Annotated in this window: 13 protein-coding genes and 4 pseudogenes; 8 read left to right on the top strand and 9 right to left on the bottom strand. The window is 69.7% G+C overall.

Translation table 11 applies throughout. The features are described 5' to 3' along the window. Positions 1-253 precede the first annotated feature (253 nt). The 3 genes and pseudogenes from ACHMW8_RS01515 to ACHMW8_RS01505 all read left to right on the top strand — a co-directional run. Positions 254-937: a heavy metal response regulator transcription factor gene (locus ACHMW8_RS01515; protein ID WP_125155848.1), complete on the top strand. Its 684-nt coding sequence runs from the start codon at positions 254-256 to the stop codon at positions 935-937. Beyond that, positions 934-2,367 carry a heavy metal sensor histidine kinase gene (locus ACHMW8_RS01510; protein WP_395444547.1) on the top strand — a complete coding sequence of 478 codons (1,434 nt, stop codon included), beginning with the start codon at positions 934-936 and terminating at the stop codon, positions 2,365-2,367. The genes ACHMW8_RS01515 and ACHMW8_RS01510 overlap by 4 nt, the downstream gene beginning before the upstream one ends. Positions 2,368-2,375: 8 nt before the next feature. After that, a pseudogene (locus ACHMW8_RS01505) lies at positions 2,376-2,525 on the top strand (hypothetical protein); the annotation flags it as partial. Between the two features lie 35 nt (positions 2,526-2,560). Here ACHMW8_RS01505 and ACHMW8_RS01500 read toward each other — a convergent pair. The 4 genes and pseudogenes from ACHMW8_RS01500 to ACHMW8_RS01485 all read right to left on the bottom strand — a co-directional run bounded on the left by ACHMW8_RS01500 (position 2,561) and on the right by ACHMW8_RS01485 (position 8,303). Next, positions 2,561-3,391: an efflux transporter outer membrane subunit gene (locus tag ACHMW8_RS01500; RefSeq protein ID WP_395444546.1), complete on the bottom strand. Its 831-nt coding sequence runs from the start codon at positions 3,389-3,391 to the stop codon at positions 2,561-2,563. 88 nt (positions 3,392-3,479) lie between these two features. Continuing rightward, a pseudogene (locus ACHMW8_RS01495) lies at positions 3,480-3,884 on the bottom strand (TolC family protein); the annotation flags it as partial. 40 nt (positions 3,885-3,924) lie between these two features. Continuing rightward, positions 3,925-5,034, bottom strand: a complete 1,110-nt coding sequence (locus ACHMW8_RS01490; protein ID WP_395444545.1) for an efflux RND transporter periplasmic adaptor subunit — start codon at positions 5,032-5,034, stop codon at positions 3,925-3,927. Positions 5,035-5,051: 17 nt separating this feature from the next. After that, on the bottom strand, positions 5,052-8,303 hold the full coding sequence (locus tag ACHMW8_RS01485; RefSeq protein ID WP_395444544.1) for an efflux RND transporter permease subunit: 3,252 nt from the start codon (positions 8,301-8,303) through the stop codon (positions 5,052-5,054). Between the two features lie 145 nt (positions 8,304-8,448). On the opposite strand from ACHMW8_RS01485, the gene ACHMW8_RS01480 reads away from it, so the two are divergent. Next, positions 8,449-9,162: an HAD family hydrolase gene (locus tag ACHMW8_RS01480; protein WP_199743369.1), complete on the top strand. Its 714-nt coding sequence runs from the start codon at positions 8,449-8,451 to the stop codon at positions 9,160-9,162. A 108-nt stretch (positions 9,163-9,270) separates the two neighbouring features. On the opposite strand, the gene ACHMW8_RS01475 is transcribed toward ACHMW8_RS01480, so the two are convergent. The 3 genes from ACHMW8_RS01475 to manD form a co-directional block, all read right to left on the bottom strand. Then, a complete protein-coding gene (locus tag ACHMW8_RS01475; protein WP_395444543.1) occupies positions 9,271-10,365 on the bottom strand; it encodes an acyltransferase family protein in 1,095 nt (364 codons plus the stop codon). Positions 10,366-10,531: 166 nt separating this feature from the next. Next, the gene (locus ACHMW8_RS01470; protein WP_395444542.1) at positions 10,532-11,281 is read right to left on the bottom strand and encodes a FadR/GntR family transcriptional regulator; all 750 of its coding nucleotides are present in this window, start codon (positions 11,279-11,281) and stop codon (positions 10,532-10,534) included. A gap of 163 nt (positions 11,282-11,444) precedes the next feature. Next, positions 11,445-12,656, bottom strand: coding sequence for a D-mannonate dehydratase ManD (gene manD / locus ACHMW8_RS01465; protein WP_125155702.1), 1,212 nt, complete (start codon positions 12,654-12,656; stop codon positions 11,445-11,447). 197 nt (positions 12,657-12,853) lie between these two features. Here manD and ACHMW8_RS01460 point away from each other — a divergent pair, with 197 nt between their 5' ends. The 4 genes and pseudogenes from ACHMW8_RS01460 to ACHMW8_RS01445 all read left to right on the top strand — a co-directional run bounded on the left by ACHMW8_RS01460 (position 12,854) and on the right by ACHMW8_RS01445 (position 18,654). Beyond that, positions 12,854-14,977: an alpha-glucuronidase family glycosyl hydrolase gene (locus ACHMW8_RS01460; RefSeq protein WP_395444541.1), complete on the top strand. Its 2,124-nt coding sequence runs from the start codon at positions 12,854-12,856 to the stop codon at positions 14,975-14,977. A gap of 260 nt (positions 14,978-15,237) precedes the next feature. Next, positions 15,238-17,397, top strand: coding sequence for an ATP-binding protein (locus tag ACHMW8_RS01455; protein WP_125155704.1), 2,160 nt, complete (start codon positions 15,238-15,240; stop codon positions 17,395-17,397). After that, positions 17,394-18,047: a response regulator transcription factor gene (locus tag ACHMW8_RS01450; RefSeq protein WP_125155705.1), complete on the top strand. Its 654-nt coding sequence runs from the start codon at positions 17,394-17,396 to the stop codon at positions 18,045-18,047. The genes ACHMW8_RS01455 and ACHMW8_RS01450 overlap by 4 nt, the downstream gene beginning before the upstream one ends. Positions 18,048-18,131: 84 nt before the next feature. Beyond that, positions 18,132-18,654: pseudogene (locus tag ACHMW8_RS01445) on the top strand (FKBP-type peptidyl-prolyl cis-trans isomerase). 123 nt (positions 18,655-18,777) lie between these two features. On the opposite strand, the pseudogene rutA reads toward ACHMW8_RS01445, so the two are convergent. Together rutA and rutD are read right to left on the bottom strand one after the other, a co-directional pair. Then, positions 18,778-19,840, bottom strand: a pseudogene (gene rutA / locus ACHMW8_RS01440) (pyrimidine utilization protein A). Between the two features lie 4 nt (positions 19,841-19,844). After that, entirely contained in the window at positions 19,845-20,645 is an 801-nt protein-coding gene (gene rutD, locus ACHMW8_RS01435) for a pyrimidine utilization protein D (protein ID WP_395444540.1), read from the bottom strand.

The following is a 20,645-nucleotide window of genomic DNA, read 5'->3' as shown; positions in this document are numbered from 1 at the left end:
GCGCGCGAATAAAGGAGACTTACGGCCGAAATGGTTCAACCGGGTCGATGGAAAACCGCGCTTCCGGTCAGAAATGTCATCCGGCGGTCAGGCTGACGACCTCGCGGGCGCGGCAGTATGCGTCGTCCTCGCCTCGCCGCCGGACCTAGTCCCCCCCACCCACCAGCGATGGCGGCGGAGGCGAGGGCGCCTTATCTTGCCCATCCGGAAGGCCTCCCGGTCCGGGCCGCTGGTCGTGAGACGCCGCACTCTGATGAAGATCCTGATCGTCGAGGACGAGCCCAAGACCGTCGCCTACCTGCGCAAGGGGCTGACCGAACAGGGCTATGCCGTCGACTTCGCCGGCAATGGCGAGGACGGCCTGCACCTGGCCCAGACCCTGGACTATGACGCGGTGGTGCTGGACGGCATGTTGCCTGGGCTGGACGGGGTCGAGGTGCTGGCGCGCCTGCGTCAGACCCGCCAGACGCCGGTGATCATGCTGACCGCCCGCGACAGCGTCGAGGATCGTCTGAAGGGCCTGGGCGCGGGCGCCGATGACTATCTGGTCAAGCCATTCTCGTTCCTGGAGCTGCTGGCCCGGCTGCAGGCCATCACCCGTCGCGGGCGCAGCGAGTCCACGACCATCACGGTGGGCGACCTGCACCTGGATCTGCTGGCCCGCCGCGCCACGCGGGCGGGCAGGCGGCTGAACCTGACGGCCAAGGAGTTCGCCCTGCTGGTCGTCCTGGGTCGCCGCCAGTCGCAGATCGTCTCCAAGACCATCATCACCGAGCTGGTCTGGGACATCAATTTCGACACCAACACCAATGTGGTCGAGGTCGCCATCAAGCGGCTGCGGGCCAAGATCGACGGGATGTTCGAGACCAAGCTGCTGCACACGGTGCGCGGCATGGGCTATGTCCTGGAGCACCGCCCCGAGGGGACCGCGCCGTGACGCCCCGTTCGCTTGCCCCCCTTTCCCTGGCCCCCCTTTCCCTGGCCCCCAAATCCATCGCCGGCCGCCTGGCCCTGATGTTCGCCATCGCCACCAGCCTCGTCTCGATGCTGGCCGGCGTGGCCCTGTTCAGCTTCCAGAGCCTGGAGCTGAAGCGCCACCAGGCCGAGGAGCTGAGCGCCCGCTCGCAGATCATCGAGGCGATGATCCGCAAGCTGGAGGACCCAACCCGCTGGCCGCTGATGACCGACAAGCTGAAGTCGTTCACGCCGGCCGACGGCAGCCTCCGCTATCGGATCGAGTCCGCCGACCCGCGCTTCCGGTTCACGCCGGGGACGGCGCTGGAGCCGGCCCGCGACGGCCTCGGCGTCATCCATGCCGACGGCAAGCGGTTCATGACCCTGGCTCGGCGCGTGCCCGCCTATGGGCGGCGTCCGGAGGTGCGGCTGGTCATCGCCGCCGACACCGCGCCGTTCGACGCCTCGCGCTATGTGCTGGGCGTCGCGGCGCTGGGCATGTCGGTGCTGACGACCGGGCTGGTCAGCCTGCTGGGCTGGTGGATCGCCCGACGCGGCCTGGCCCCGGTCGACCGCCTGTCGCACCGCGCCGGCGCCCTGAACCCGGCGGATCTCAGCCTGCGGATGCCGACCCGCGACCTGCCCGTCGAGCTGGTCGGACTGATGAGCGCCTTCAACGGGGCGCTCGATCGCCTGCAGGCGGCCTATGAGCGGCTGGCGGCCTTCAACGCCGACGTCGCCCACGAGCTGCGCACGCCGCTGGGCAACCTGATCGGCCAGACCCAGGTCGCCCTCTCGCGCCCCCGCGACACCGACGAGCTGGAAGAGACGCTGCACTCCAATCTCGAGGAGCTGGAGCGCCTGCGCACGATCATCAACGACATGCTGTTCATGGCCCGGGCGGACCAGGGCGCCCTGGCGGCCAACCTGGCCCCGCTGTCGCTGGCGGCCCTGACCCACAAGACCGCCGACTTCCTGGACGTCCTGTTCGAGGACGCCGAGGTGCGGTTGGAGGTGCGGGGCGACGCGACGGTCAACGCCGACGCCGCGCTGCTGGGGCGGGCGGTGACCAACCTCCTGGACAACGCCATCCGTCACGGGGTCGCCTGCAAGACCGTGCGGGTGATGATCGAGCCGCGGGACAAGGCCGTCTGCCTGTCGGTGCGCAACCGCGGCGGCCCGATCCCCGAGGCGCATCTCGCCCGCCTGTTCGACCGCTTCTACCGCGTCGACCGCGCCCGCGAGCACAGCGGCGAGATCCACGGCCTGGGCCTGGCGGTGGTCAAGGCCATCGTCCTGATGCACGGCGGCTCGGTGTTCGCCCGCTGCGAGGGCGGCGAGGTGCTGATCGGGTTCCTGCTGCCGGGGAGCGAGGGGGCGGTGTCGCCTGAGCGGGAGACGGTGGGGGTTTAGGGGAACTACCTCCCGAATTTCAATACCACCGTCATTCCCGCCCTTGTGGCGGGAACCCCTCTATCCGCCGCAGGTGCGGGAGGGGCGGATCACCAGCGATCCGCTGGCATCTCACGTGCCAGCTGAACCAGGGGTTCCCGCCACAAGGGCGGGAATGACGGTGCTTTTTTGTGGAGACGAGTTGTGGGTAGGCTTACCCCGCCCCCCAGCCCCCGCCCAGCGCGCGGATCAGGTTCACGCTCGCCGACAGCCGCCGGGTCCTCAGGTCCTGCGCCTCGCGCCGCGCCTGCAGTTCCGCCGTCTGGGCGGTGACCACGTCCAGGTAGCTGGCCGCGCCTTCGCGGTAGCGGGTGGTGGCCAGCGCGGTGGTGCGGACGGCGGCGGCGACGGCCTCGTCCTGGCGGTCCTGGGCGGCGGCCAGGCGGTTGGCCAGCACCATCTGGTCCTCGACCTCGCGGAAGGCGTCCAGCACGGTCTGGCGGTAGCCGGCGGCGGTCTCGTCGAACACCGCGCGGCCGCGGGCGACCTCGGCCTTGCGCGCGCCGCCGTCGAACAGCGGCAGGGCGGCGGCCAGCGGGCCCAGGGCCCAGACGCGGTTGGCGGCGGTCAGCAGTTCGCCGCCATTGGACTGGTAGCCGCCGGCCGCGGCCAGGGTCACGCTCGGGAACCAGGCGGCGCGGGCCACGCCGACCCGGGCGTTGGCGGCCGCCATCCGGCGCTCGGCCGCGGCGATGTCGGGCCGGCGCCGCAGCAGGGTCGAGGGCGCGCCGACCGGGGTGACCGGGACCTCGGTCAGCGCCGGCGCGGCGGCCAGGCTGAAGCTGGAGGCCGGCTCGCCGACCAGCACGGCGATGGCGTGTTCCAGCAGAGCGCGGTCGGCGACCGCCTGCTCGTACTGGGCCTGCGTCGCCGCAAGCTGGGTCTGGGCCCGGCCGGTGTCGAGCCCGCTGGCCGCGCCGCCGGCCTGGCGGCGGTTGGTCAGGTCCAGCGCCTGGCGATAGGCCTCGACCGTCGAGCTCAGCACCGCGATCTGGGCGTCGGCGCCCCGGAGGCTGAAAATAGGTGTCCGCCAACTCCGCCTGCAGGCTGAGGCGCACGCCGGCCAGGTCGGCGGCGCTGGCTTCCGCGTCCGCCCTGCCGGCGGCGACCAGGTTGCGGACCCGGCCCCAGAGGTCCAGCTCATAGGCGGCGCTGGCCGCCAGGGTGGTGGTGTCGTAGCGGCCATTGGCCGGGGTGCGCTGGCGCTCGACGCTGGCCGAGGCCCCGACGCTGGGGAGGAGAGCGCTGGAGGCCTGGCGCGACAGGGCGCGGGCCTGATCGTAGCGCGCGAGGGCGGCGGCCAGGTCGGCGCTGCCGGACTCCAGCCGGCGCTCGAGGCCGTCCAGGGTCGGGTCCTTGAACACGGCCCACCAGGTCCCGTCGCGGACCGCCTCGGCCGGCGTGGCGGGGGTCCAGGGTCCCGTATCGCGGAAGGCGGCGGGCGCGGCGGGCGTCGGCGGCGCATAGGCCGGGGCCATCGAGCAGCCGGCGAGCCCGAGACCCGCCAGGATCAGGAGACTAGCCCTTCGCACCGGCGGCTCCCTTCTTGGCCTTGACGACGTTGACGTGGTCGCCGGTGGCGATGGCGTCCGGCGGGCTGGTGACAATCCAGTCGTTGGCCGCGATCCCGCTGGCCAGTTCCAGCTCGGCGCCGTCGTCGCGGGCGATGCGGACCGGGCGGATCGAGACGGTGTTGTCGCCGCCGACCACCGCCACGGCCGTGCCTTCCTTGCGGAACAGCAGGGCGTTGGACGGGATCCGCACCGATGCGGTCGAGGTCGCGCTGGCGGCCTTGAGGTCCAGGCTGACCTGGGCGTAGGCGCCGGGCTTGAGGGCGCCAGCGGCGTTGTCGACGTCCAGCTGGATCAGCATCGCCCCCGACTGCGCGTCGACCGCGTCGGCCGTGCGCGCCAGGCGGGCGTTGAAGGTCCGGCCCGGCAGGTCGGGCGTGGTGAAGGCGGCGCTCATGCCCGGACGGATCTGGCCGGCCAGGCTCTGCGGCACGCTGACATAGAGCCGCAGGCGGCGGGTGTCGGACACGGTGAACAGCGGCGAGGGCCGGGCGCCGCCGGCGCTGATCAAGGCGCCCTGGTCGGTGTCGCGGCTGGTCACCACCCCGTCGAACGGGGCGACGATGCGCTTGAAAGCGGTCAGGCTCTCCAGCCGGCGGACATTGGCGATGGCTTCGTTGCGCATGGCCTCGCGGGCGGCCAGGTCGCCGGCGCGCTCGTCGGCCTCCTGCTGCGAGACGGCGTTTTCGCCGACCAGCCGCTTCCAGCGGGCGGCGGTGGTGGCGGCCAGATCCCGCTGGGCCTGGGCGGTGGCCAGGGCGGCGCGGGCGGCGACCAGCTGCTGGTCGACTTCCGGGGCGTCGATCTCGGCCAGCACCTGGCCCGCCTTCACCGGCTGGCCGATGTCGACGTACCAGCGGCGCAGATAGCCGTCGGTGCGGGCGTAGACCGGAGCCTCGGCCCAGGCCTGCAGGCGCCCCGGCAAGACGAGGTCGGCGCTCTCGCCGCCGCCCGGCTGGATGACGTGGACCGTGGTCAGGGCGCTGGCCTGGCTGGTCTTCTTCAGGTCCTGGCTGGCCATCAGCCGCGAGGCCGTACCGGCCGCCAGGATCAGCACGAAGCCGGCGCCGCCGATCAGGGCCAGACGGCGCAGGCTCCGGGGGCTGGTCTTCGGGAAGTCGTCAGAGGGGGGCAGGGGGGGGACTCGACATGGGCGACGCCTTCGGGGGAGGCGGCTTCCGCGCGGGGGCGGCGGCCGTGGACGATGGAGAAGATGGCGGGGACGAACAGCAGGGACGCGCAGGTGGCGAAGATCAGGCCGCCGATCACCGCCCGGCCCAGCGGGGCGTTCTGCTCGGCGCCTTCGCCCAGGGCCAGGGCCATCGGCGCCATGCCGATGATCATGGCCAGGGCCGTCATCAGCACCGGGCGGAAGCGGGTGACCCCGGCCTCGAAGGCGGCCCGGACCGCGTCGCCGGTGGCCGCCAGCCGCTCGCGGGCGAAGCTGACCACCAGGATCGAGTTGGCCGTGGCCACGCCCATGCACATGATCGCGCCGGTCAGGGCCGGCACCGACAGCGGCGTACCGGTGGCGAACAGCATCCAGGCGATGCCGGCCAGGGCGGCGGGCAGGGCCGAGATGATCACGAACGGGTCCAGCCAGGACTGGAAGTTGATGACGATCAGCAGATAGATCATCACCACCGCGCCCAGCAGGCCCCAGCCCATGCCGGAGAAGGCGGTGTTCATGGTCTGGAACTGGCCGCGCAGGGTGACGCGGACCTTGGCGGGCTTGTCCTTCTCCAGCTTTTTGAGGGCCTTCTGGATGTCGGTCGCCACGCCGCCCAGATCGCGTCCCTGGGTGGCGGCGAAGACATTGACCATCGGCTGGATGTTGTACTGCGAGACGACGGCGGCGGTGGAGCCGCGGCTGAGCGCGCCCAGGCCGCCCAGCACCTGCGGCGTCGGGTCCGCGGCGCGGGCCCCGGTGACCGGGATCGACCGCAGCTTGTCGAAGCTGTCCAGCATGTATTCCGGCGTCTGGGCGACGACGGGATAGGAGACGCCGTTCTTCGGGTTCAGCCAGAACACCGGGGCGGTCTGCTGGCTGCCGGCCACGGCGCCGGCCAGGCTGGCGGTGACGTCGCGCTCGTCCAGGCCCAGGGCGTGGATGCGGGTGCGGTCGACGTCGAAGCGGAGCTCCGGCGCGGCGGCCGGCTGCTGGATGCGGACGTCGGCGATGCCCTTCACGCCGCGGATCTCGCGCAGGATTTTCTGGGCGTAGGCTTGGTTGGTCGCCGCGTCGCCGCCGGTCACCTGGATGTCGATCGGGGCCGGGCTGCCGAAGTTGAGGATCTGGCTGGTCACGTCGGCCGGCAGGAACGAGAAGGTCGCGCTGGGGAAGGCCTTGGGCAGCTCCTCGCGCAGCGCCTTGATGTAGTCGTCGGTCGGGCGATGGCCCGTCTTCAGGCTGATCAGGATGTCGCCGTCCTGTGGGCCGATGGTCCCCGAGGCGTTGTAGGCGGTGTTGATGCCGCTGGTGGACAGGCCGATGTTGTCGACGATCGTCTCGACCTCGTCGGCCGGGATCACCGTGCGGACGTGGCGCTGGATGCGGTCGAACAGGGCCGCCGACTCCTCGATCCGCGTGCCGACCGGGGCGCGGACGTGCAGGGCGATCGAGCCGGAGTCCACGGCTGGGAAGAAGTTGCGGCCCAGGAACGGGACCAGCGTCAGGCTCAGCAGGGCGAACGCCAGGAAGCCGATGACGAACACGCCGCGCGCGTCCAGGGCGAAGCCCAGCAGGCCGGCATAGGCGTCGCGCACCTTGGAGAAGCTCCGCTCGAAGCCGCGCTGGAACCGCACCAGGCGATGGGGCGACGGGGCCTCTTCGTCGTGCGGGACGTGCGGCTTGAGCAGATAGGCCGCCATGGTCGGCACCAGGGTCCGCGACAGCAGGAACGAGGCGATCATCGCGAACACCACCGACAGGGCCATCGGCACGAACAGGAAGCCCGACACGCCCGGCAGGAAGAACATCGGCACGAAGACGATGCAGATGCAGAGCAGGGAGACGAAGGCCGGGGTGACGATCTGGGCCGCCCCGTCCAGGATCGCCGTCCGGACATCCTTGCCGTGCTCCAGGTGCCAGTTGATGTTCTCGATGGTGACGGTGGCGTCGTCGACCAGGATGCCGACGGCGAGGGCCAGGCCCCCCAGAGTCATGACGTTCAGGGTCTGGCCGAACGCCGCCAGGGCCCCGATCGCCGCCAGAACGGCCAGCGGGATCGAGACGGCGATGATCACCGTCGAGCGCCAGGAGCCCAGGAACAGCAGGATCATCAGCGAGGTCAGCACGGCGGCCAGGGCGCCTTCGTGGACCACGCCCTCGACGGCCGCCTTCACGAAGGTCGACTGGTCGTTCAGAGGGGTGATGGTCAGCTCGGGCGGCAGCTGGGCCTTCAGGTCGGGCAGGGCGGCCCTGATCCCGTCGACGATGGCGATGGTCGAGGTGGCGCCCGACTTCAGCACCGTCATCAGCACCGAGCGCTGGCCGTCGACGTGGACGATGTTCTGCTGCGGGGCCGAGCCGTCGCGTACGTGGGCGACGTCGCCGATGCGGATGGTCGCGCCGTTGATGGTCTTGACCGGCAGGGCGTTCAGCTCCTCGACCGTGCCGGGGGCGTTGTTCAGGCGCAGGCTGTACTGGAACTCGCCGATCTTGACGAAGCCGGCCGGGGTGATCTGGGTCTGGGCCGCGATCGCCGCCCCGACGTCGCTGGCCGACAGGCCCTTGGACAGCAGGGCCTGCGGGTCGATGTCGACCTGGATCTGACGGGTCTTGCCGCCGAACGGCAGGGGGATGGCCGCGCCCGGCACGGTGACCAGGCGCGTGCGGATGACGTTGGTGCCGAAATCGGACAGCTGCTGCTCGGACAGGCCCTGGCCGGCCAGGGCCAGCTGCAGGATGGGCACGGTCGAGGCGTTGTAGTTGAGGACCAGCGGCGGGGTCACGCCTGGGGGCAGCTGGCGCAGCAGGGTCTGCGAGATGGCGGTGATCTGGGCGTTGGCCAGGCGCACGTCCGCTCCCGGCTGGAAGTAGATCTTCACCACCCCGACGCCCTGCAGCGAGGTCGCCTCGATATGGTCGATGTCGTTGACCGTGGTGGTCAGAGCCCGCTGGTAGGGGGTCATGATCCGCCCCGCCATGTCGGCCGGCGACAGGCCGTTATAGGTCCAGGCCACCGCCACGACGGGCACGCGGATGTTGGGGAAGATGTCGGTCGGCATGCGCAGGATCGCCAGGACGCCGACGATCAGGATCATCGCGGCCATCACGACGAAGGTGTAGGGACGCGCCAAAGCCGTCCGCACGAGCGAGATCATACTAAATTCCGTCGTTGCGGAGGGGAGGTTGGGCCCGGTCTAGCAAGGCCAGTGGGTCCGCAGCCTGACGGCTAGCTGACAAGATGGTCAGGGAGGCGCAAGGGGCCTCTCGCGACCGTCGGGCCGTTTTGCTATGGCTGCCTCAATGAGCACCATCACCACCGTCGGCGTCGACGCCGACGACACCCTCTGGCACTGCGAGAGCAAGTTCCGGCTGTCCCATGCGCGGTTCCTGGACCTGCTGTCCGACCACGGGGACGCCGAGAAGATCGAGCAACAGCTGGTCGCCGTCGAGAAGCGCAATTTGCGGGTCTATGGCTACGGAGCCAAGGGCTTCACCCTGTCGATGATCGAGACGGCGCTGGAGGTCACCGACGGCCGCGTCGACACCCGGGTGATCCGCGAGATCCTGGCCGTCGGCCGCGAGATGCTGACCGAGCCGATCGAGCCGCTGTCGGGCGTCGACAAGGCGCTGGCCGAGCTGTCGGAGCGCTACCGCCTGGTCCTGATCACCAAGGGCGATCTGCTGCACCAGGAGCAGAAGCTGGCCTCGTCGGGACTGGGCGACTACTTCGTGGCGGTCGAGATCGTGTCCGAGAAGGACGCCGGCACCTATCGCCGGGTGTTCGACCGTTACGGCACGGGGGCGGAGCAGGCGGTGATGGCCGGCAACTCGATGCGCTCGGACATCCTGCCGGCGCTGGAGGCCGGCTGCTGGGGCGCGCTGATTCCCTATCCGCTGGTCTGGTCGCACGAGGCGGCCGAGGCGCCGGTCGGGCATGAACGCTACGCGGAGCTGGGGAGCATCAGCGAACTGCCGGCTTGGGTGGATGGGATTTCGGGAAACCCTCTCTCTTAGAGAGAGGGAGGGGCCCGCCGCGAAGCGGTGGGAGGGTGAGAGGTTACAGCGGTAGCCGCAGCGCCGGCACGCCGTCGAACCTCGTAACCTCTCACCCCAACCCTCTCTCTAAGAGAGAGGGAGCTTTTCGCGCTTCCCCAGCCGCGCCACCCAGTCCCGCGCCGGCCGCTCGAACCCCACCAGCGACAGATAGGCGATCGGGAACAGCAGGATCACCCACAGCAGACACCACAGCCGCATGGCGTCGCCGGAGAGGCCCCAGGCGCCGAAGCCCACCCAGTTGAGGGCGATCTTCAGGGCGATCGGGTGCAGCAGGTAGAGGCTGAACGACAGCTGCGCCCACGGCGCCAGGCGGCGGCTGATCCCGCCCTGGACGCCTTGGGCGTCGGCCGCCACGCCGGCCAGGCCCACGGCGTAGATTAGGAACAGCAGGCTCGTCCGCGACGCGCCCGCCCAGGACGCCACGAAGAACGCCGCCAGCAAGGCCCACATCACGAAGCGGGCGAAGGGCAGTTTCGCCAGCACGTCCTTCCGCTGGAACGCCAGCATCCCCAGCATGAAGCCCGGCACGGCGCGGGCGACGCCGAAATCGTAGGTCCACTGCGAAAAGGTCTCGCCGTTACGCGAGATCCACAGCAGCAGGGCCAGGCTGCCGAAGGCGACAGCCGCCGTCGCCTGCCAGCCTCGGGCGGTGATCCAGAACAGCAGGGGCAGGGCGATATACATCCCCATCTCGGCGCTGATCGCCCAGCTGACGAAGTTCCAGGTCTGGGCGTGGCAGGTCCCCCAGGCGTGGATGAAGAGGACGTTCTGGGGGATGCAGGTCACGTCGTAGCGCGACGGATCGCGCTCGTTCAGCACTCCGGCCCAGCCGAGGGCGGCGATGGCCACGAACACCAGCATCGTCGCCCAGTGCAGCGGACCCAGGCGCGCGACGCGCTTTTGCAGGAAGTCGCGGTACTTGGCGAAGGTGGTCAGGCGGCCGGTATAGATGGCGGCCATCACGTAGCCGGAGATCAGGAAGAACAGGTCGACGATCAGGCTGAAGTTCTTGATCGTGTCGTCGGCGGCCTGCCATCGGCCGTCCAGATTGATGAAGCGGTTGAAGTGGAAGACCACGATCATCAGCGCCCCGACGATGCGCAGGGCGTCCAGGTGCAGCATCTGGTCGGAATCGGGCTTCAGGGTGGGGAGCTTCAGCATGGTGAATGAGTGGCATGGGACGGGCGCGGCGCCCAGATGGATGCTCCCCCGCGTTGCGGGGAGCTGTCGCGGAGCGACTGAGGGGGCCTTCACTGCGTAGGCGGAGCTAGCCCCCTCCGGCCCTCTGGGCCACCTCCCCCGCATCGCGGGGGAGGATCTTGAGGTGTTAAATCGCGACCCTCTTGGCGATGGCGTTCCGCCGCGCCTTGGTTTCCTGCTGGGCCTTCTGCACGGCCTCGGTCTCGGTCGCGTGCAGCAGGTGGTCGATCACCCGTTCCAGGTGGTCGCGCATGGCCTGGCGGGCGGCGGCCGGATCACGGGCCTTCAGCGCGTCGACCACCCGGCGGTGCTCGGCGATCCGGGGCTCCAGCCCCATGCCGCGGGCGCGGGTCAGGATGTTGCGCGCCAGGGGCGAGCGGTTGCGCCAGTCCCACAGGTTCTCGATCGTGGCGATGATCGCCCCGTTGCCGGTGGCGCGGGCGATGATCATGTGGAAGTCGCGGTCGGCCTCCTCGCCCCGGATCTCCTCCTCGACATGCATCCGCTCCAGCAGGCCTTCCAGCTCGCCGATCTGCTCGTCGCTGATCGAGGTGGCGGCCAGGGCGGCGGCCTCGCCCTCGAACAGGCGGCGGGCCTCGATCAGCTCGAAGGCGCCGATCTCGAAGTCGATATCGGCCGAGGGGGCGACCGGGCGGACATTGCCGGTGACATAGATGCCCAGGCCATGGCGGGCCTCGATCATGCCCAGCATTTCCAGCGCGATCATCGCCTCGCGCAGGGTGGGGCGCGAGACCCCGAACTGCTCGGCCAGCTCCCGCTCGGTCGGCAGGCGGTCGCCCAGCCTGTACTGCCCGGCCTCGATGGCGTCGGCCACGGAGTCGGCGATCCTGCGGTAGAGCTTGACGTTGTCTGACATGTTTGGGCGGAGGCTCGGAAGGACGCTTGTGCCCGACGGGGCGTTGTCGGGCCCCGATTTACTAACACGGCGCCCGGCGCGAATTGTCCTGTTTTTTCGCCTTTCCGTCCGGGCGGTCGGGTTTGGCTATCCCGTGGTTTGGCCTTAAGGCCTGACCATCGCCTCACCAGTCGTGCATCGAGCCGTCCAGGCGCCGCGCGACCGGCAGATAGGCGCGCTTGTAGGGATATTTCGCGGCCAGATCCTCGTCGATGTCGACGCCCAGGCCGGGCGCCTCGCCGGGATGCAACATGCCGTCGCTGAAGGTGTAGGCGTGAGGGAACACCGCGTCCGTCTCGGGTGTGTGACGCATGTATTCCTGGACGCCGAAGTTGGGGATCGACAGGTCGAAGTGCAGGGCCGCGCCCATGCAGACCGGCGAGAGATCCGTGGCCCCGTGGCAGCCGGTCCGGACGTGGTGCAGGTCGGCGAAGCTGGCCAGTTTCTTCAGGTGCGTGATGCCGCCGGCATGGACCACCGTGGCGCGGATATAGTCGATCAGCTGTTCCTCGATCAGCTGCTTGCAGTCCCACACCGAGTTGAAGATCTCGCCGACGGCCAGGGGCGTCGTCGTGTGCTGGCGGATGATCCGGAAGCTGGACTGGTTCTCGGCCGGGACGGCGTCCTCCATCCAGAACAGGCGATAGGGCTCGAGGTCCTTGCCCAGACGCGCGGCCTCGATCGGGGTCAGGCGGTGGTGGACGTCGTGCAGCAGGTGCAGGTCCCAGCCCAGGCGGTCGCGGGCGGCGGCGAACAGGTCCGGAGCCGTGCGCAGGTAGCGCTCGGTCGACCAGACCGTTTCCTTGGGCAGGTCGCTGTCGGCCGGCTCATAGAAGAAGCGGTCCTTGGAGACGCCATAGGCCCCCGGCATGCCCGGAACCCCGGTCTGCAGGCGGATGGCCTTGTAGCCCTGTTCGGCATAGACGGCGGCGTTGTCGAGGGTCTCCTGGATCGTCTCGCCATTGGCGTGGCCATAGACCATCACCCCGGTCCGGCAGGCGCCGCCCAGCAGCTGATAGACCGGCAGGCCGGCGATCTTGCCCTTGATGTCCCACAGCGCCATGTCGACCGCGGCGATGGCGGCCATGGTCACCGGGCCCCGGCGCCAGTAGGCCCCGCGATACAGGAACTGCCAGATGTCCTCGATCTGGTGGGCGTCGCGGCCGATCAGGCAGGGTATGACGTGCTGGGAGAGATAGGCCTCGACCGCCAGCTCGCGGCCGTTCAGGGTCGCGTCGCCGATGCCGTAGACGCCCTCGTCGGTGACGATCTTCAGGGTCACGAAGTTGCGACCCGGGCACGTGACGATGGTCTTGGCGGCGATGATCTTGGGCATGATGGCCTTGGGGACGCTTTGTCTGCAATCGTTTGGCGGGACCGAAAGACCGAAGGCCCGCGCGAAACGAGGCGCGCGGCGTCCATCTTCCTCCCTGCCTATCGGTTTACCGCTACCATAAGGGTTGTCAACCCAGTGGTCAGACCACTATGACTTTGGTGACCCGACCTCATGAAGTCGCGGCAGGGAGTGAAACCATGCGTGTTCTGGCGCTGATCCTGGGGCTGGTCCTGATCGCCCCCGCCGCCCGGGCGGAGGACGGCTATGACCTCTGGCTCCGCTATCGGCCCGTCGAGGCGTCGGCCAGGCCGGCCTACGCCGCGCGCGCCGCCGCCATCGCGCCTCCGGGCTCCTCCGCCCCCGACACCCCGACCCTGAAGGTCGCCCGCGCCGAGCTTGAGCGCGGCCTGACCGGTCTGGTCGGCAAGCCCGCCAGCGCCGCCGCCGGGGCCCGCGATGGCGTGATCCAGTTGGCCGTCGCGCCGGCGAAGGACCTGGGCGACGAGGGCTTTCGCATCCGCACCCTGGCGGTGAACGGCCGGAAGACCACGGTGATCTCGGCCAACAGGGACATCGGCGTTCTCTATGGCGTTTTCCGTTATCTGGAGCTGATCCAGACCCGGCGGCCCGTGGACAGCCTCGACCTGACGTCGGTCCCCAAGGTCAAGCTGCGGATGCTGAACCACTGGGACAACCTCAACCGCACGGTCGAGCGCGGCTATTCGGGCCAGTCGATCTTCGACTGGTGGCGTCTGCCCGGCCATGTCGACGCTCGCATGGTCGAATACGCCCGCGCCAACGCCTCGATCGGCGTCAATGGAACGGTGCTGAACAACGTCAACGCCAAGGCCGACAGCCTGACCCCGGCCTATATCGCCAAGGCCGCCGCCCTGGCCGACACGTTCCGGCCCTATGGCATCAGGGTCTATCTGTCAGCCCGCTTCTCGGCGCCGATCGAGATCGGCGGCCTGAAGACCGCCGACCCGACCGACCCGGCGGTCGCCGCCTTCTGGAAGGCCAAGGCGAACGAGATCTACAAGGCCATCCCGGACTTCGGCGGCTTTCTCGTGAAGGCCAATTCGGAAGGCCAGCCTGGCCCTCAGGACTATGGCCGCACCCATGTCGACGGGGCCAACATGCTGGCCGACGCGGTCGGCCCTCACGGCGGCGTCGTGATCTGGCGGGCCTTCGTCTATTCGCACGAGCAGCCCGACGACCGCGCCAAGCAGGGCTATTCGGAGTTCAAGCCGTTCGACGGCCAGTTCCGCGACAATGTGGTCATCCAGGTCAAGAACGGCGCCATCGACTTCCAGCCGCGCGAGCCGTTCCACCCGCTGTTCGGGGCCATGCCGAAGTCGAACCTCGGCATGGAGTTCCAGATCACCAAGGAATATCTCGGCTTCTCGACCCACCTCGTCTATCTGGGCCCGCTGTTCGAGGAGACCCTGCGCGCCGACACCATGGCCCACGGCAAGGGCTCGACCGTGGCCAAGGTGGTCGATGGCTCGCTGGACGGCCACAAGCTGACGGTGATGGCGGGCGTGGCCAATATCGGCAGCGACCGCAACTGGAGCGGCTCACAGTTCGACCAGGCCAACTGGTACGCCTTCGGCCGCCTGGCCTGGGATCCGGAGGCTTCGGCCAGGGACATCGCGACCGACTGGACGAAGATGACCTTCGGCGACGAACCGCGCCTGGTGAAGCCGGTGGTCGACATGATGATGGGCTCGCGCGAGGCGGCGGTGGACTACATGACCCCGCTCGGTCTGCACCACCAGATGGGCGAGGGGCACCACTACGGCCCCGGTCCCTGGGTCAGCGGCGGGCCGCGCGCCGACTGGACCAGCGTCTACTACGCCAAGGCCGGCCCGGACGGGATCGGCTTCGACCGCACGCCCTCGGGCAGCAACGCCACGGCCCAGTACGCGCCGGCCGTGGGGGCCTGCTTCGCCGACCTCAAATGCGTCGACGAGAAGGACCTGCTGTGGTTCCACCACCTGCCCTGGGACTACCGACTGAAGTCCGGCGACACCCTGTGGGACGGCATGGTCAAGCACTACGGCCGGGGCGTCGCCTATGTCGACGGCATGGAGAAGACCTGGGCCGGCCTGGCGCCCTATGTCGACGCCCAGCGCCACAAGGAGGTCGCCGACTACCTGAAGATTCAGCGCGACGAAGCCCAGTGGTGGCGCGACGCCTCGGTGGCGTGGTTCGGGAGCTTCTCCAAGCGTCCGTTGCCGCCGGGCGAGAAGGCGCCGGCGAGGAGCCTGGAGTACTACGAGAGCCTGAAGTTTCCGTGGGCGCCCGGGAACGGGCAGTAAAGCCCTCACAATTCTTGTCATCCCGGAAAGCGCGTAGCGCTTGTCCGGGACCCAGGGGCCGGCGCATTGCGGCCGCCCCTGGGTCCTGGCTCTCCGCTGCGCTGCGGCCGGGAAGACAAGTTTTGTAGCCACACGACTGGGCGGCCGGTTCGCGCAACCCCCAGAACGGGGGGTGTCCCCGTAACGGCGTTCCGTGATGGTTGCGGTCGCGCTAGTCCTGTCCCAAGGTCTGCGTCCCCAATCGTTTACAGTAAGGCCGGATGCGCGCCTCGTCCCCCACGACCCTGCTGCTCGGCGTCGTCCTGCTGTGCGTCGCGACGGCGCTGATCGGCGTCTGGATGGCGATGAGCCCGCCGTGGCTGGGCGCGGGCTTCCAGGCCAGGCCCGACGGCGCCCTGGTCATCACCCGCCTGACGCCCGGCGGGCCGCTGGACCGCGTCGGGGCCAAGGTCGGCGACCGGCTGGCCGGCGTCGGCTCAGATCGCGCCGCGCCGGTGCTGCGCGCGCCCGAGATCGGCGGGCTGGACACCCCCGACACCCAGGCCGCCGCCGCCGAGCAGAGCCGCCGCCGAGCGGCCTTCGCCGAGCAGCTGGCGGCCCGGCCGCTGGTCCTGCGCCTGGCGGGGAGCGACGGCGTCCAGCGCGTCGTGACGCTGGACAACCGCGTCCGGCCGCTGTCGACCCTGGGCGCGGAGTTCTGGGCCAATCTGGCGTTCGGCCTGATCGCGGCCCTGATCGTCGGCTGGGTCTGGGCCCTGCGGCCGCGCGAGCTGTCGACCCAGCTCTTCGCCCTGACCGGCCTGTCGATGCTGGCCTTCACCTTCGGCTGGGCGGTCAATTCCAGCGTCGAGCTGGTCATGGACGGGACGCTGGCGACGATCGCCATGCGGCTAAACATGATCGGGGCGGTGGCCTATGGCGGGGCGATGATCGCCTTCTTCCTGGCCTACCCCAAGCGGGTCACGCGGCTGCCGGTCATGCTGTTGGCGCCGTTGTGGGTGCTGGTCTGGGCGCTGACGCCGCTGCTGCCGGGCAATCCGTCGACCGAGAGCATGGGGCAGGGGATCACCTCGATCGAGATGGCCCTGATCGTGGTGGCCATCGGCGTGCAGGCCTTCGCCAGCCGCAAGGACCCGGCCGCCATGGCCGCGACCCGGTGGCTGGGCCTGTCGGTGATCGTTGGGGCCGGGGCCTTCATCGGCAATGTCGCCGTGCCGATCGCCCTGGGCATGCGGCCATTCCTGGACCCGCGCTTCTCGCTAGGCTTCTTCGTGATCATCTATGTCGGCATGGCCGTGGGCCTGCGTCGCCATCGTCTGTTCGAGCTGGACCAGTGGGCGTTCCGGATCCTGTTCTACCTCAGCGCCGGCGCGGCGCTCTTGGCCCTGGATGGCGTCCTGATCACCGCCCTGGGAACCAGTCCGCAGGCGGCGCTGGGCGTGTCGCTGCTGATCGTGGCCTTCGCCTACCTGCCGTTCCGCGACGTGCTGTGGCGGCGGACCATCGGCCGCAAGACCCTGAAGGACCACGAGATGTTCGCCGCCGTGGCCCAGGTCGCCCTGATCCACGGGACCGAGGCGCGGGCGGATGCCTGGAGGGCGCTGCTGTCCAAGGTCTATGAGCCGCTGGAGATCGCTCCCGCCCAGGCCGCCAGAGCCAAGGCCGAGATCCTCGAGGAGGGCGTGGCCCTGGGCCTTCCCGCCGCCGCCGGGACCACGGCGCTCACCCTGCGTTTTCCGTTCCGGGGGCGGGGCCTGTTCGGCACGGCGCAGGTCCAGCTGGCCGACCAGCTGGTGAGTCTGCTGAGCCAGATCGAGGAAGGCCGCGACGCCTATGCCCGCGGCGTGGTCGAGGAGCGTCTGCGCATCGCCCGCGACCTGCACGACGACGTCGGCGCGCGCCTGCTGTCGGGCCTGCACCGCCAGGACCTGTCCCAGACGCGCGAGGCCGTGCGCGGAGCGATCGGCGACCTGCGGGCCATCGTCTCGGGCCTGTCGGGCCAGGACCTGCCGCTGGAGGCGGCGCTGGCCGACCTGCGCCACGAGACCGCCGAGCGGCTGGAGGCGGCCGGCATCGCCCTGGACTGGCCGCCGGTCGAGCTGGTCGATCCCGGCGTTACCGCGCCCTACCGCGTCTACAAGAACCTGACCTCGGCCGTGCGCGAGGTGGTCACCAACGCCATCCGACACGCCGGCGCGACCACCGTGGCCGTCACGGTCCACGAAGACGGCGGCCGGCTGGAACTGACCCTCGGCGACGACGGCGTCGGCCTGCCGCGCGAACCGGGCGGGCGTCGCAGCGGTCTGGCCAACCTGGAGCGGCGACTGGGCGAGATCGGCGGCACGGTGGAGTTTCCCGAAACCCCGAAGGGTACGGTGGTCCGCCTGTCGACGCCCTTGGATGCGAGCGCCCCGGCATGACCCTTCCCTCAACCGCTCTTGTCCTCGAAGACCAGGCCGAGACCCGTGAGCACCTGCTGGCGGCCTTGTCAGAAGCCTTCCCCGGCGTGGTGGCGCGCGGCGCGGCCGACCTGGCCGAGGCGCGCTCGTTCCTGTCCGACGGCGCGCCCGACCTGGCCCTGGTCGATCTGGCCCTGCCGGACGGGCGCGGCGTCGACTTCCTGCGCGACCTGGCCGAGCGCTCGGGCGGGGCGACGCGGTCGGTGGTGGTGACCATCTACGCCGACGACCACCACCTGTTCGACGCCATCGCGGCGGGGGCGGGCGGCTACCTGCTCAAGGACATGGGCCGCGACGAACTGGTGCGATACCTGCGCCGCCTCGAGGCCGGCGAAACCCCGCTCTCGCCCGCCGTGGCCCGGCGGATGCTGGACTATTTCCGCGCCCGGCCGGTCCTGATCCAGACGGTGGAGCCCGAGGCGGCCCTGACCCCGCGCGAGACCGAGGCGCTGCGCCTGATCGGCCGGGGCCTGCGCTCGGGCGAGGCGGCCAAGGTCATGGGCGTCACCGAGCTGACCGTGGCGGGGTACGTCAAGGCGATCTACCGCAAGCTCAACATCTGCTCCCGAGCCGAGGCGGCGCTGGAGGCGCAGAAGCGGGGGCTGGTTTAGGGGCCGCCCAAAATTTCGCCGCGAAGTTCCGCTCAAGGATCGCTACGGTGTCGGTCACTGACACCAGCGTTCGAAAGACCCTTGATGCGCCTTCTCGCTCCCCATTCCTTCGTTGCAGGGGCCCTTGCCGCCTTCCTCGTCGCCGGCGCGGCTTCCGCCCAGACGCCCCAGCCGTCGGCCCCGCCGCAACTGAACGCCGGCCCCTCGGCCAACGCCCTGGCCGGCAAGGCCTTCCTGGAAAAGAACGCCAAGACCCCCGGCGTCGTCACCCTGCCGTCGGGCCTGCAGTACAAGGTCGTGACCTCCGGTCCGAAGACCGGCCCGTCGCCCAAGCTCGGCGACATCGTCAAGGTCAATTACGAGGGCAAGCTGCTGGACGGCACGGTCTTCGACTCGAGCTTCGCGCGCGGCAAGGCGGCGATCATGCCGGCCGACGGCCTGATCCAGGGCTGGCTGGAAGCCCTGCCGAAGATGAAGGTCGGCGACGAGTGGACCCTCTACATCCCCTCCGAGCTGGGCTACGGCCCCCGCGACATGGGCGAGATCCCGCCGGACAGCGTGCTGGTGTTCCGCCTGCCAGCTGCTGGGCATGCTGGCGGTGGATTAGGTATATTACTGGCCCCCTCCGGGCCTTCGGCCCTCCTCCCCCGGAGGGGGAAGAAGGCCATTCTTCCGCCCCCTCCGGGGGGGACGACCGCGAAGCGGTCAGGGTGGGGGCAAGTGACCTGCCCTAGGTTCGCCGCGACTTCATCAGCGGCTGGATCTTCTCGCCGAAGTCCTCGAACGCCCTTCACGAAGTCGTCGAAGGTCAGCAGCACGCCCGCCGTGCCGGGGACCTCGGCGATCTCGTCCATCATCCGGGCGATGCTCTCATAGCTGCCGACCAGCGTACCCATGTTCAGGTTCACCGCCGATTCCGGCGCGGCCAGCTGGGTGGTGTTGGTCGTCGCGCCGGCCTTGGCGTTGGGGGCCGCCTGCTGGGTCAGCCAGGCCAGGGCCTCCTGGTCCGCGCCGTCGCGGTACTTCTGCCACTTGGCCATGGCCTTCTCGTCGGTCTCGTCGGCGATGATCATGAACAGGATGAACGACTTGACGTCGCGGCCGGTCTTTTCGGCGGCCGCCTCCAGCCGCTTGTTGACGCTGGCGAAGGCGGTCGGGGTGTTGGTCCCCTTGCCCAGGGCGAAGCTGTAGTCGGCATATTGCGCCGTGAAGGCCAGGCCCTCGTCGGACGAGCCGGCGCAGATCAGCTTGGTCTCCTTCGGGTGGGGGCTGACGCGGCAGTCGTCCATGGTGAAGTACTTGCCCTTGAAGTCGGATACCCCCGTCTCCAGCAGGTCCTTCAGCACGGTCGTGTATTCGGCCAGGTAGTTGTAGCGGTCGGTATAGTGCTCTTCGCCCGGCCACAGGCCCATCTGGCTGTACTCGGCCTTCTGCCAGCCGGTCACCAGGTTGATGCCGAAGCGGCCCGGGGCGATCGAGTCGATGGTCGAGGCCATGCGCGCCACGATGGCCGGCGGGATGGTCAGGGTGGCGACGGTGGCGAAGATCTTGATCTTGCTGGTCACGGCCGCCAGGCCCGACATCAGGGTGAAGCTCTCGAGATTGTGCTCCCAGAACTGGGTCTTGCCGCCGAACCCGCGCAGCTTGATCATCGAGAGCGCGAAGTCGAAGCCGTACTTCTCGGCCTTCTGGGTGATCTCCTTGTTGAGCGCGAAGCTGGGCATGTACTGCGGCGAGGTCTCGGAGATGAGCCAGCCGTTGTTGCCGATGGGGATGAAGACGCCGACCTGCATGGGTTTATTCCCCCTCTAGAAACTTGATCAGACCCTCGTTGAAGGTCTCGGGATCGGTGACGGTGAAGCCGTGGCCGCCCCAGGCGGCGACCTGGTAGTCGGCGTTGGGCAGACGGCCGGCCAGGCGCTGCGAGCAGCTCATCGGGACCAGCATGTCGTCGGCGCTGGCGCTGATCAGCACCCGGTGGGTGATCTCCTCCAGCCGCGCGTCGACGTCGAAGGCCAGCAGGGCGTTGATCCGGGCCAGCATCACCTCGCGCGGCGGGAAGCCGGCCACGTGGTGGGGCTCCTCGGCCTGCAGGCGCGCGTGGTTCCGCGAGATCCAGTCGGCCGGATAGAGGAAGATCGGCTGGGCGTGGACATAGGCTTCCGGTCCGCTGTCGTTCAGCAGATGGATGCGGGTGTCGAAACAGCGCCTGATGTGCGGATCGGGCCGCGACCAGCCGTTGACCACCACCAGCTTGCCCAGGCGATCGGGCTGGTCCAGCGCGAGCTGCAGGCCCGCATTGCCGCCGGCCGCGTGGCCCACCACGTGGGCCTTGGGCAGGGCCAGGGCGTCCATGACCTTGACCATGTCCTCGGCCATGTGGGCGACGGCATAGTCGTCCGGCAGCTCGCGGACGCTGCGGCCCGTGCCGCGATGGTCGTACAGCACGACCGGCCAGCGCTCGGTCAGGGCCGCCATCTGCGGAGCCCAGAACGCGCCCGAGCCGCCCAGACCCGAAGACAGCAGCACGACCTCGCGGCCGGCGACCGGACCGCCGTGCAGCTCGTAATGGAGGCCGTCGACCGTGCCGGAAGTCAT

It is taken from the genome of Caulobacter sp. UC70_42 (assembly GCF_044056025.1).
In the GTDB taxonomy this organism is placed as follows: Bacteria; Pseudomonadota; Alphaproteobacteria; order Caulobacterales; family Caulobacteraceae; genus Caulobacter.
The sequence above is the reverse complement of the archived record's forward strand: the minus strand, read 5'-3'. Positions and strand labels throughout refer to the sequence as shown.